Below are 11,318 nucleotides of genomic sequence, written 5' to 3'. Positions count from 1 at the left end.
GCGATGCCGATGCCGTACGGACTCCCTTCTACCCCGATGACGCGTCTCTGCCTCGCCCTCCTGCTCTTCTCGACCGCCTCGGTGGCGACGGCGCAAGAGGTCCGCGTTCGACTCTTTGAAGGGCGCAACGGCTCCTCGGCTCGCTTTACGGCGGTTGACGCGCCCCTTTCTGTACGGCTAGACGGGCGCGAGATCGCGCAGGCCTATCCCGGCGATGTGGTCCACGTGGAGCGCGACGCCTCTGGCGTGAAGGTGGCAGCCGAAAACATCCGCGAGCGGGGCTCAACGGTCGAACTCGCGTCCTCTGGCGAGACGCGCGTTCGAGCCGGCAGCAACGACCGGACGTACCTGGGCGGCTTTACGGTCACGGCCTCCGGCCAATCGTTACGCATCGTCAACGCGGCCCCGATGGAGCCGTACGTCGCGAGCGTCGTCGCGGTGGAGTACCCGTTCTCTGAGATTGAGGGCGCCAAGGCCCAGGCCGTTTTAGCTCGGACTTACGCCATCCGCCACAAGGGAGACCACGCCGGGTACGACGTCGAAGACAGCCAGCGCTCGCAGGTGTACCGCGGGACCCAATCCGTCACCGACGTCTCGCGCCGCGCGGCCGAGGAGACGGCAGGCCAGATCCTCAAGTACGGTACCGAAGTCGTCGAAGCGGTCTACAGTTCGTCCTCTGGCGGACACACCGCCAACAACGAGGCGGTGTGGAACACCGCCCCCGTCCCCTATCTCCGCGGGCGCCCCGACCCGTACGACGCCGACGCGCCCGACCACCGCTGGACCGCCACCGCCGACGCCTCTCGCGTCCACGGCGCGCTCTCGCGCTACGCCAGAGGCACAACCGGCATCACCGTCGTGGAGCGCTCGCCATCCGGCCGGGCCGTACAGGTGGAGCTTCGCCCCTCCGGCCGCACCATTACGGGCTCGCAGTTCCGCGCCGCGGTAAACGCGTCGCTGGGCTGGAGAACGATCAAGAGCACGCATCTGGACATCCAGCTCTCGGGTGGACGCTACACGTTTACAGGACGCGGCTTCGGGCACGGTGTGGGGATGAGCCAGTACGGCGCCAGAGGCCACTCCCGGGCGGGCGCGAGCTACCAGGACATCCTTGCGTTCTACTTCGTCGGCACGCACCTCGAAACCCAGGAGGGCGCAATCAGCGGGCCTTTGGCGTCGCGCCCGGACGATCTTCGTCGGATGCCGACCCGCCGTGCCGTCGCGTGGGGGCTCGAAACGTCCGAGGCAGAAACCCGCATCGAGCCCCAGCTTCCTCCGGCGCCGACGCCGGTTACGGTTCCGCGCGAGGTCGACACGCGTCCCGCGTGGGTCGTCCGGGACGCGCTACCCAACGGCTCCCGCGTTCGCTCGCGCCCGACGCCTCGCGCCCAGGCCCGTCAGGAGGCATCACCGGACTCCACGGTCCGAACGGGCTGGTAAGCGACGGTCCGACAGAGTCGCGTCGACTCAGGTACCTGCTACTCGCGCTCGACACATGCCCACGCACCGCCTTCGGGCGTCCAGCCGCCGCGAGCCATGCGCGGGGTCGTAAACGCCCACCCGCCCACGCCAGAGGCGCTTAGCGAGATCAGTCCGCCTGTAGCGGGCGACGCGCCAGGCCACCGGATCTGCTCCCGCATCTGAGTGAGGCGCGCGCCAGAGGCCTCCGCCGGTGCAGCGCCGCTTGCGATGGCGTCGGCCGTTCGGGCACACAGTTGGACCGTCGAGATGGCCTCGCCCCAGCCTGTGGCCGACAGCGCAGCCGAGGTGTCGGCCCAGAACCCCGAGCCTACGATGGGGCTGTCTCCCACGCGGCCTGGGCGCGTGTAGGGCGCTCCGCCCGTCGACGTTGCAGCGGCCAACTGGCCTCTAGCGTCGAGCGCAACACAGCCGACCGTTCCGCGCGGTGCGGAATCCACACCACTCGCGCCAGAGGCCGAACGACCGCCCGAAGCGCCCGAAAACGCATCGCTGGTGTGGAAGGAATTGCTCGCGCGGAGCGCTTCGAATCGCTCGCGCTCCCGCGCCACGATGAGTCGCTCAGGCTCGACGTGCGGCATCCCGGCCTCAGCCGCGAACCGCTCGGCGCCTTCGCCCACCATGAACCGCGCCTGGCCGCTGGAGTGGACCAGATGGGAAGCGAGCTGAACCGGGTTTGCGACGGTCCGAACGCCCGCTACGGCGCCCCACGCGAGCGAACTGCCGTCCATTACCCCAGCGTCCAGCTGCGGCCGTCCGTCGCGGTCCAGCACGGCGCCCACCCCCGCATCGAACGCGGGGTGCGATTCCAAGACGGTCACGACACCCACCACCACACGCAATGCCGATTCGCCGCGCTCCAACAACTGACGGCCTCTGGCGAGCGCGCGGTTCAGTCCGTCGAGGTGCGCCGGAATCTCGTCATCGGGAATGGCCCACGCGCCTCCGTGGATGAGGAGAGACGGTCCCGCCAGAGGCGTCGAACCCGAGCAGACCGGAAGGTGCGCGTCGCCCCAGTCCATCAGCCGAAATAACCGAAGGCGTTCTCGAAGTGCTCGACGGTAGGCTCACCCTTGTCGAAGAGCACCGCGATCACGTCGAAGCGGACGGGCGAGGGGAACAGCTTGCGCTCGTGCAGCCACGCCTCGGCCACGCGGCGAATCGCCTTCTGCTTGGCCTCGCCCACAGCATCCTCCGGACGCCCGAAGCCGGTCCCGCGTCGGGCCTTGACCTCGACGAACACGATCTCGCCGCCGTCGTCGGCCGGCGTCGGCTCAAAGCTCACGATGTCGATCTCCTCGCGACCGAACCGGTAGTTCTGGTCCATGATGCGATGGCCTCTAGCGGTGAGGAAGTCCGCGGCGATGCGTTCGCCTTCTCGTCCAAGTTCTGAGGATGTCACGAGTCTTTCGAGCTACGGAGGCGCATGGCGAACTTGATGATCTTCTGGACTTCGTCGGCGCGTCGGCCGCGGAGAAGGGGGAGCAGGGCGCGAGTAAACCCGTCGAACACCTCCATCACGTCCACGAGGCCGTCGATGCGATCAGCAAACGAGGACTCCCCTTCGGAGACCTCGCCAGAGGCCCGGAGGTCGGCGGCGACGTCGGCGAGGGCGCGCTGCACCGGCGCGATTTCGCGCCTCTGGCGCTCCTCGATGATCTTGGTGGTGAACTTCCAGACGTCCTGCTCGGCCTCGTAGTAGTCCTTCCGGCTGCCGGACTTGTGCGTCTTGCGCACCAGCTCCCAATCCAGAAGCGCGCGGAGGTTCATGTTCGCGTTGCCGCGGCTGATGCCGAGGCGCTCCATGATCTCGTCGGTGTCCAGCGGATCGCTGGAGGCGAAGAGAAGCGCGTGGATGAGGGCCATCGTGCGGTTGATTCCCCACTGAGAGGCCATCTCGCCCCAGAGGCGCACGAACTCGTCCACCGCCTCCGCGTGGCGGGAGTCGGTGGGGTTGGCGGCGGTCGTTGGGGTTTCACTCATGGTTGAAACCAAGATACTCCTGCCCGGTCGGCCGATTCCGAGACGTGTATCTTCGCACATCTGACCTCGCATGACGTGATCGTCACCCTTACGACGGATTTCGGCACTCAGGACGGCTACGTGGCTGCAATCAAAGGCGCGATGCTCAGCGTCGCGCCAGAGGTCCGGTTTGTCGACGTGACGCACGAGGTCCCGCCCCAAGATGTGATGGGGGCGGCGTTCGTGATGCGGCAAGCCATCGGGCACTTCCCGGAAGGCACGATCCACCTCGGCGTGGTCGATCCCGGCACGGGAGGCTCCCGGCGGCCTCTGGCGGCGCGCTTCCACCCGCCTGGCTCCGACCGCGAGCACATCTTCGTAGGGCCAGACAACGGTTTGCTCTCGCTGATCACCGACGACCCGCCCGTGCGAACCGTTGTACTGGACCAGCCGAACCGCTGGCGGAGCACGCGAGCGAGCGAGACGTTCCACGGCCGGGACATCTTTGCGCCTGTCGCCTCGCACCTCGCCTCTGGCGTACCGCTCCGCGACGTGGGCACGCCGACGGAGGAAATCGCCACGCTGCGGTGGGCCCTGCCTCGCGCCGACGAGCAAGGCGTCGAGGGGTGGGTAGTGCACGTGGACCGCTACGGCAACTGCATCACGAACATCCCTCGCGAGACGGTGGACGCGCACCGCGCCGGTAGGGACGTGAGCGTCTACGCCGGGAGCACCATCATCCGCGGCATGAACGCGTCCTACGGGGACGTGACCGATACCGAGCCCGTGGCCGTTTTCGGGAGCAGCGGCTCTCTAGAGGTGGGTGTCAACCGCGGCAACGCCTCTACGCTTCTCTCGCTCAACCGAGGCACCGCCGTCCGCCTCGTCTTTGATTCCCAGCCCACGCGCGCTCGCCGCCTCACCGAGATCGGATGAACGTCCCCCCTGCCGACGATACGCCCCCCGTGGACACCGATCCAACACCCGACGAGCCGATTGCACCCCAACCCGTTTCCGCGTTCGACCGGGTTCAGGAGCGGAGCACCGCGCCAGAGGCTTCCGAAGGCGTTTCGTGGTCTTGGCTCGCTGGGCTGGTGTTCCTCATCCTCGGCGTTGTCAGCGTGTGGTTCTGGGTCAACCGCGAGCCCGCCGCCGAGGAGCCGGACCTCTACCGCTTAGCCGTGCAGGTAGCGCCGGAGTTCCGACCCATGGAGATCACGGACGACCCGGACCAGGCGTCGACCTTCCTGCTAGAGCAGTTCGGGTTGTCTCTGTTCCCGCCCGAGCTGGATGGCTTCGACCTAATCGGCGTCGGCCCGGCCGAACTGGGCTCTGGCGTCGAGGTCCCGGCGTTTCGCTACGACGGGGCGAACAACTCAACCGTCGTCGTCTTCATGTACGACTACATCCTGCTGGACGAGGCCGCCGAGCTAGGCGTTCTTCGCCTCGCGCCAGAGGCGTACGCGCGCCTCGCCGAGCCGGAGCCGGTCGATAGCCGGCGCGTGGACGGCTCATACGTCGTGTCGTGGCGCCGCCGCTCCACCATCTTCTCGGCTGTCGCTCCCGGTGAAGCCGCCGTCGAGCAACTGCTGCAGAGCGTCCGTCGCGCCGAGCTTTAACCGCGCAAGGCGGACTCCTCGGCCTGCTCGCCAGAGGCCTCTGGCGAGCGCTGTGTGCCCGTGGGGGCGTTCATCGTGATCCGGAACGTGGTCCCCACGCCCGGACGCGAGGAGGCGACTTCCAGCCGACCTCCGTGGTACGCCTCGACGATCCGACGCGAGAGGCTAAGTCCGAGCCCCCAGCCCCGCCTCTTGGTAGAGAACCCTGGACGGAATACGTGCCGGGCCGTCGCGCGGTCCATGCCTTTGCCTGTGTCGCGCACGTAAACCGCGACAAGAGGCCCCTCGCGCGTCGCCGTCACGACGATCTCACCGCCGCCTTCCATCGCGTCCAGCGCGTTCTTGAGGAGGTTCTCGACAACCCACTCGAACAGCTCCGGGTTGAGCCGCGCCTCTAAGGCTGGATCGACCTCAACGCGCAGGTCGATGGCGGCGCCAGAGCGCGGCAGGCGCCTCCGCATGTAGTCCCCCACGCGGTGCAGAACGGGTCCCAATGCAACGGTATCCAGCGCAGGCATCGAGCCGATTTTCTCGAACCGGTCCGCGACGCGCTTCAGGCGGTCGACGTCCTCTTCCAACTCGTCCGCGATGGTATCGGTCGGCGCGGCATCGCCCAGCCTGAGCAGTTCAATCCAGCCGATCATGCTCGATAGCGGCGTGCCCAGTTGGTGCGCGGCCTCCTTTGCCATGCCCACCCACAGCATGGACTGCTCGCTACGGCGCACGTAGCTGAACCCCAGGTAGCCGACGAGCACGAACAGGCCTACGACCGCGAGTTGAACGGCCGGGAACGCGCGGATCAGCCGCGCGAGGTCGCTTTCCTCGTAGTGGACGAACTGGACCTGGCCGGGCAGGTACTCGAACCGGATGGGTTCGTGGTCCGCGTCCATTTCGCCAACTCGCGCCAGAAGCTCGGCCTGCACCGCCTCGGGACCGCGCGAGGAATCGACCTCCACGTTGCGTGAGAGCGTGGCGACGCCGAGCAACGAGTCGGTGATAATCGCCGGCACGGAGAACCGTCCGGGCTGAATGATCTCGCCGAACACGAAGTCCAGTCCTTCGCCTCCTGGTTGCGCTTCGGCCCACGCCAGCGCCTGCCGCAACGCCTCGGCGCGCTCGGGGTCCACGCGTAGCGCGCCAGAGGCCACGGCGCTGTCCAGCGCGGCAAGCTCCTCCGCGACCGGGTTGCCCTGGAAGGAGATCCGCGCCTGGAACTCGATCGCGCGCGCCCACAGCTCAACCGCTGCCTCGTCCTGCGCCTGCAGCCGATCCGCCAGCCGCCACGTGAACAGCAGCGAGACCGCCGCGATGGCGACCGCCGCCACGATCAGCCCGAGCTTGAGCTTGGTTCCCGTCCGGTACGCCTGCACGTGCACTGAGGTGGAGAAGGCCCAAGGTCGCACCTCTGGCGTCCGGTCGCCGCACCAAGCCTCTGGCGGGATGCCAGCGCCAGAGGCCTACTTCCGCGCGAGACGGCCGGCCGTGATGACGAGCCTCTCGCGCCAGAGGCGTTACACCTCGATCGTCTCCGAGCGCTTCGGGCCCGTGCCGACGGTGGAGATGCGGACGCCGAGGCGGTCCTCGATGAACTGGAGGTAGTCGCGGGCCTCTTGCGGGAGCGCGTCCATGGTCGAGGCCGCGTCAATGGAGCCGAAGCCGGGGAGCGTTTCGTAGACCGGCTCCACCCGGTCGAGGGTGTCAAGGTCGAGCGGGAACCGGTCAGTGATCTTGTCGCCGATCTTGTAGGCGGTGCAGACCTTCAGCTCGTCGATACCGGCCAGCACGTCCAGCTTGGTCACGGCGAGGTCGGTAAAGCCGTTAACGCGCGTGGCGTAGGACAGCGCGACGAGGTCCAGCCAGCCGCAGCGGCGTGGCCGGCCCGTCGTGGCGCCGAACTCCTGGCCTGTGGCCCGGAGCTGCTCGCCGGTCTCGTCTTCCAGCTCCGTCGGAAACGGCCCGTTGCCGACGCGCGTGGAGTACGCCTTCACGATGCCGATCACGCGGTCCACCGACGTCGGCGGAACACCGAGACCGGTGCAGCAGCCGCCAGCGGTCGGGTGGCTGGAGGTGACGAACGGGTACGTCCCGTGGTCTACATCGAGGAGCGAGCCCTGCGCGCCCTCGGCGAGGATGCGCTTGCCGTCTGCGAGCGCGCGGTGCAACAGCGCGGTCGTGTCAGTCACGAACGGGTCGATGCGGCGGTCGAAGTCCACGTACTCGTTGACCATCTCGTCCACGTCGATCCGCTCGGCGCCATACACCTTCGCGAGGAGGTCGTTCTTTTCCTCCAGGGCGGATTCGAGCTTGGCGCGGAGGGTGTCCTTGTCCAAGAGGTCCACGACTCGGATACCGTTGCGCGCGAACTTGTCCACGTACGCCGGGCCGATTCCCCGCCCCGTCGTGCCGATCGCGCCCGCGTCGCGGTACTTCTCCTTAGCCTGGTCCAGACGCTTGTGGTACGGCATGATGACGTGCGCCGTATGGGAGATGTGCAGCCGACCCTCCACCTGGAAGCCGAGAGCTTCCACCTGGCGGATCTCCGCCATCAGCGCGACCGGGTCGATCACGACGCCGTTGCCGATCACACACTCCGTCCCTTCGTGGAAAATGCCGGACGGGATCAGGTGCAGGACGAACGTCTTGTCCTCCCACTTGATGGTGTGTCCCGCATTGGCGCCCCCCTGGTAGCGGGCGACGATGTCCACCTCTGGCGCGATAAGGTCGACGACTTTTCCTTTTCCTTCGTCGCCCCATTGGGCGCCGATCACGATGGTTACGGGCATCTTGAGCAGTGTGGTGTCCGGAGCACGACGACCGCGCCCCAGTGGAGCCTCGGCACAGACGCGCGCCAGAGGCCGTCAGATTCGCGCGCCTCTGGCGAAGCGCGTCAGCGCTAAGCGCTAAAAGCGGCGGCGGCGTCCGCCACGCTGTCGTGGATGGAGAACACGCCGAGCAGTTTGGTCACGGTGAGGAGCTGCGTTACGCGCTCGTGCACGTTCGCGAGCCGGAGGTCTCCCCCGGCGTTGCGCACGATGGTGAGCGCGCCGATCAGCATCCCGAGGCCGGACGAGTTCATCCGCTCGACGCCCTCGAGGTCGACGACGATGTCTTTCTGGCCGCTTGCGCGGAGCGTCCGCAGTTCCTCGTGCAGAACGGACCCGTCCGGGCCGCCCATGGCATCGCCGGCGAGAGAGAGGACGGCGACGCCGTCGTGTTCGGAGGTCTGGATCTGCATGGCGGAGAGAGAGGGGGAAGGCGTCCGAACCTACGGCGCCAGAGGCAACACGGGCCTCTGGCGCCGGAGCCTGACCGCTAGAGGCTAGCGGGCCGAGGCGAGCTTCGGAACGCCCGCGCCGAAGCGCTCGCGGAGGAGCACCACGAGCGGCGTGGCGACGAAGACCGAGGAGTACGTACCCACGAGGATGCCGATGATGAGCGACAGCGAGAAGCCGCGCAGCACCTCACCGCCGAAGATGAACAGCACGAACACCACGAGGATCGTCGTGAAGCTGGTCAGGAACGTGCGGGACAGCGTGCTGCTGATCGCGCGGTTGGCCACCGACTCGAACGGCTCGGTCTTGAACAGGTTGGCGAACTCGCGCACGCGGTCGAACACGACCACAGTATCGTTGATCGAGTAGCCGACGATGGTCAGCAGCGCTGCGATGATGGTCTGGTCGATCATCAGCGTAACCGGCGTGAGGTCGTGCACGAGCGCGAAGAGGCCGAGCACGATGATGACGTCGTGCGCGAGGGCCGCCACGGCGCCCAGCGCGAAGCGCCAGTCGAAGCGGATAAAGATGTACAGGAGGATCACGAAGAGCGACCCGAACACGGCGAGCATCGCGCCGCGCTGAAGGTCCTCCGCGAAGCGGGGACCGACGGCATCCGTACGGATGATGTTGGGCTGGGAGCCCGCGAAGCTGCTCGCGAGGGTGGTCTGGATTGAGTTCGTGATCTCGCTGGCGTCGCCGGTGTCCGTGCTCGTGCGGATCAGGAGCTCGGTGGCGTCGCCGTACTGCTTGACCTCGGTGCCTTCACCCAGGACGGAGTTCAGAGCGGCACGGGCCTCGGTCGGCGGGATCGCGGTCTGGGTCTCGACCACGACCTCCGTTCCGCCCTTGAAGTCGATGCCGGCTTCGAGGCCGGGATAGACGAGCGAGATCAGCGCGATGACGATCAGCGTGCTGGAGATGATGAGGCCGAGGCGACGCTTGCCCCAGAAGTCGTATTGGACGGATTCGAAAATGCGCATGGTTCAGTTGGATTCGGTTGGTCGGTTGCGGTATCGGTCCCGCCAGAGGCCCGGCGAATGGATCGTGGCCTCTGGCGGTGGTCAACCGATCAGCCGAAGGCGACGTTGGCGCCGCGGCTTTGAACGAGGTAGTCGAGGAGCAGGCGGGTCACGACGAGCGCCGTGAAGAGGCTCGTCACGATGCCGGCCATGAGCGTGACCGCGAAGCCCTGGATCGGCCCGAGGCCGAACGAGTACAGGATCACGCCAATCAGGAACGTCGTGATGTTGGCGTCAGCGATGGCCGAGAGCGCTTTTTCGAAGCCGCCTTGGACGGCCGCCTTGAGCGTTTTGCCTGTGGCCATCTCCTCTCGGATGCGTTCAAAGATGAGCACGTTGGCATCGACCGCCATACCGATGGTGAGCACGATGCCCGCCATGCCCGGAAGCGTGAGCGTGGCGCGGAAGCCCGCGAGGATGCCGAAGATGAACAGCACGTTCAGGATCAGCGTCACGCCGGCCACGAGGCCTGCCGTGCGGTAGTAGAAGATCATGAACACGACGACGATCGCGAAGCCGATCATCAGCGACCGCAAGCCCGCGTTCACGGACTCAGCGCCGAGGCTCGGGCCGACGGTCCGCTCTTCTACGATCTGAACCGGCGCGGGCAGCGCACCGCTCTTGAGCACGGTCACGATGTCGTCCGCCTCGGTCTTGGTCACGCCCTCGATGGACGTGCGTCCGCCGGAGATCCGGCTGTTGATACGCGGCCACGTGTAGACGAGGCCGTCCAGAACGATGGCGACCGGCTTGCCGATGTTGGCGCCCGTCAGCTGGCTCCAGCGCGAAGCGCCCTCGCCGTTCATGCTGATCGAGACCAACGGGGCGTTGGTCAGCGGGTCGAAGTCCGGACCGGCGTCCGTCACCACGTCACCTTCCAGCTCGATGCGCTCGTTGACGCCCATGAGCCAGTACTCGTCCTCGCTCTCGCGGCCCTCGATGGGGCGCGCCGAGTAGAACAGGTCGACGCCGGGCGGGATCAACCGCGCGACGTCGGGACGACGCAGGATGGCCGACACTGCCGCCGTATCGCGAGCCTGGACGGCGCCGAAGTACGGGTTGAAGCCGTCGTTCTGCACGAGCGCGACGAGGTCCGACATGAGCCGTTCGCCCGTCTGCGCCTCTGGCGCGGCTGTGCCGGTCATGGACGCGATGTCGAGCTCGGACGAGGCCGAATCCGCTGCGGCGCCGGTCGAATCGGAGGCGGCGCCAGAGGCCGTGGTGTCCGCCGCGGGCGCGGTGCCCTGGTCGACGTAGGCGACGATCTGCTGCGCCGCGTTGGCGACGATGCCGGGATCCGGGAGGAGGCGGAACTCCAGCTTCGCCGTGCCCCGGAGGAGGTCACGGACGCGCTGAGGCTCGTCAACGCCAGGAAGCTCAACCGCGATGCGGTTGGAGCCCTGCTGCTGGATGGACGGCTCCGTCACGCCGAACCGGTCGACGCGCTGACGGATGATCTCGGTCGCGCGCACAATGGCGTCGGCGAGTTCGACCCGGAGGTACTCCGCGACCTCGTCGTTGGAGCTCCGGGCGGTGATGCCGCGCGAGGAGTTGCGGAAGTAGCGGGCCAGGCGAGTGCCCGGACGCTCCTCCTCCACGGCGTCTACAAAGAGGTCGACGTAGTTGTCACGAGACTCGACGGCCGCGGCGTTGGCGGCAGCGAGCGCGGCGGTAAACGTCTCGTCCTCGCGGCCCTCGGCCAGCTCTTTGATGAGCGCGCCTGCGCCCACCTCGAGCGTGACGTGCATGCCGCCCTGGAGGTCGAGCCCCAGGTTCAGCGAGCGCTCGCGCGTGTTCTGGAGGTCGTCGTAGTTGGCCTCGCGGTATTCCACCTGCTGGGTGGAGTCCATCGCCGCGAGTTCGCGGGCGTTGAGCGCTCTCTGGGCCGTGGGCCACAGGTAGAAGAGCGAGAGCAAGATGAAAGCCGCGACGGCGGCAATTTTGAATCCGTTGCCTTGCATGGT

Annotated in this window: 11 protein-coding genes; 3 read left to right on the top strand and 8 right to left on the bottom strand. The window is 67.4% G+C overall.

The annotated features are described in order from the left end of the window. Window positions 1-36 precede the first annotated feature (36 nt). Window positions 37-1,440, top strand: a complete 1,404-nt coding sequence (locus BSZ36_RS07095; RefSeq protein WP_179271065.1) for a SpoIID/LytB domain-containing protein — start codon at window positions 37-39, stop codon at window positions 1,438-1,440. Between the two features lie 38 nt (window positions 1,441-1,478). Here BSZ36_RS07095 and BSZ36_RS07090 read toward each other — a convergent pair whose 3' ends face one another. The 3 genes from BSZ36_RS07090 to BSZ36_RS07080 are packed head-to-tail and all read right to left on the bottom strand — an operon-like array spanning window position 1,479 to window position 3,462. After that, a complete protein-coding gene (locus tag BSZ36_RS07090) occupies window positions 1,479-2,501 on the bottom strand; it encodes an isoaspartyl peptidase/L-asparaginase family protein (RefSeq protein WP_094547340.1) in 1,023 nt (340 codons plus the stop codon). Next, window positions 2,501-2,881 carry a YraN family protein gene (locus tag BSZ36_RS07085; RefSeq protein ID WP_094547338.1) on the bottom strand — a complete coding sequence of 127 codons (381 nt, stop codon included), beginning with the start codon at window positions 2,879-2,881 and terminating at the stop codon, window positions 2,501-2,503. Before BSZ36_RS07085 ends, BSZ36_RS07090 begins: the two co-directional genes overlap by 1 nt. Further along, a complete protein-coding gene (locus tag BSZ36_RS07080) occupies window positions 2,878-3,462 on the bottom strand; it encodes a GbsR/MarR family transcriptional regulator (protein ID WP_094547336.1) in 585 nt (194 codons plus the stop codon). Before BSZ36_RS07080 ends, BSZ36_RS07085 begins: the two co-directional genes overlap by 4 nt. A 75-nt stretch (window positions 3,463-3,537) precedes the next feature. On the opposite strand from BSZ36_RS07080, the gene BSZ36_RS07075 reads away from it, so the two are divergent. Continuing rightward, window positions 3,538-4,377, top strand: a complete 840-nt coding sequence (locus BSZ36_RS07075; protein ID WP_218827598.1) for an SAM hydrolase/SAM-dependent halogenase family protein — start codon at window positions 3,538-3,540, stop codon at window positions 4,375-4,377. Beyond that, window positions 4,374-5,060, top strand: a complete 687-nt coding sequence (locus tag BSZ36_RS07070) for a hypothetical protein (protein ID WP_094547332.1) — start codon at window positions 4,374-4,376, stop codon at window positions 5,058-5,060. The genes BSZ36_RS07075 and BSZ36_RS07070 overlap by 4 nt, the downstream gene beginning before the upstream one ends. Here the strand turns inward: BSZ36_RS07070 and BSZ36_RS07065 are convergent. The 5 genes from BSZ36_RS07065 to secD all read right to left on the bottom strand — a co-directional run bounded on the left by BSZ36_RS07065 (window position 5,057) and on the right by secD (window position 11,315). Next, window positions 5,057-6,430 carry a sensor histidine kinase gene (locus BSZ36_RS07065; protein WP_094547330.1) on the bottom strand — a complete coding sequence of 458 codons (1,374 nt, stop codon included), beginning with the start codon at window positions 6,428-6,430 and terminating at the stop codon, window positions 5,057-5,059. The two genes, BSZ36_RS07070 and BSZ36_RS07065, sit on opposite strands and share 4 nt — an antisense overlap. A gap of 141 nt (window positions 6,431-6,571) precedes the next feature. Further along, complete coding sequence (locus tag BSZ36_RS07060; RefSeq protein ID WP_094547328.1) at window positions 6,572-7,843, bottom strand: adenylosuccinate synthase; 1,272 nt, start codon at window positions 7,841-7,843, stop codon at window positions 6,572-6,574. A 110-nt stretch (window positions 7,844-7,953) separates the two neighbouring features. After that, window positions 7,954-8,295: an STAS domain-containing protein gene (locus BSZ36_RS07055; RefSeq protein ID WP_094547325.1), complete on the bottom strand. Its 342-nt coding sequence runs from the start codon at window positions 8,293-8,295 to the stop codon at window positions 7,954-7,956. An 84-nt stretch (window positions 8,296-8,379) separates the two neighbouring features. Continuing rightward, window positions 8,380-9,315, bottom strand: a complete 936-nt coding sequence (gene secF, locus BSZ36_RS07050) for a protein translocase subunit SecF (RefSeq protein ID WP_094547323.1) — start codon at window positions 9,313-9,315, stop codon at window positions 8,380-8,382. 89 nt (window positions 9,316-9,404) lie between these two features. After that, the gene (gene secD / locus BSZ36_RS07045) at window positions 9,405-11,315 is read right to left on the bottom strand and encodes a protein translocase subunit SecD (RefSeq protein WP_094547321.1); all 1,911 of its coding nucleotides are present in this window, start codon (window positions 11,313-11,315) and stop codon (window positions 9,405-9,407) included. Window positions 11,316-11,318 lie beyond the last annotated feature (3 nt).

The organism is Rubricoccus marinus, from assembly GCF_002257665.1.
In the GTDB taxonomy this organism is placed as follows: Bacteria; Bacteroidota; Rhodothermia; order Rhodothermales; family Rubricoccaceae; genus Rubricoccus; species Rubricoccus marinus.
Note: the sequence above shows the minus strand (reverse complement) of the source record. Positions and strands in the feature narration are given on the sequence as shown.

Excerpts from the sequence above, each read along its gene's own strand:
- BSZ36_RS07095 (WP_179271065.1), top strand. The coding sequence starts at position 37 with ATGACGCGTCTCTGCCTCGCCCTCCTGCTCTTCTCGACCGCCTCGGTG.
- BSZ36_RS07090 (WP_094547340.1), bottom strand. The coding sequence starts at position 2,501 with ATGGACTGGGGCGACGCGCACCTTCCGGTCTGCTCGGGTTCGACGCCT.
- BSZ36_RS07080 (WP_094547336.1), bottom strand. The coding sequence starts at position 3,462 with ATGAGTGAAACCCCAACGACCGCCGCCAACCCCACCGACTCCCGCCAC.
- BSZ36_RS07070 (WP_094547332.1), top strand. The coding sequence starts at position 4,374 with ATGAACGTCCCCCCTGCCGACGATACGCCCCCCGTGGACACCGATCCA.
- BSZ36_RS07060 (WP_094547328.1), bottom strand. The coding sequence starts at position 7,843 with ATGCCCGTAACCATCGTGATCGGCGCCCAATGGGGCGACGAAGGAAAA.
- BSZ36_RS07055 (WP_094547325.1), bottom strand. The coding sequence starts at position 8,295 with ATGCAGATCCAGACCTCCGAACACGACGGCGTCGCCGTCCTCTCTCTC.
- secF (WP_094547323.1), bottom strand. The coding sequence starts at position 9,315 with ATGCGCATTTTCGAATCCGTCCAATACGACTTCTGGGGCAAGCGTCGC.
- secD (WP_094547321.1), bottom strand. The coding sequence starts at position 11,315 with ATGCAAGGCAACGGATTCAAAATTGCCGCCGTCGCGGCTTTCATCTTG.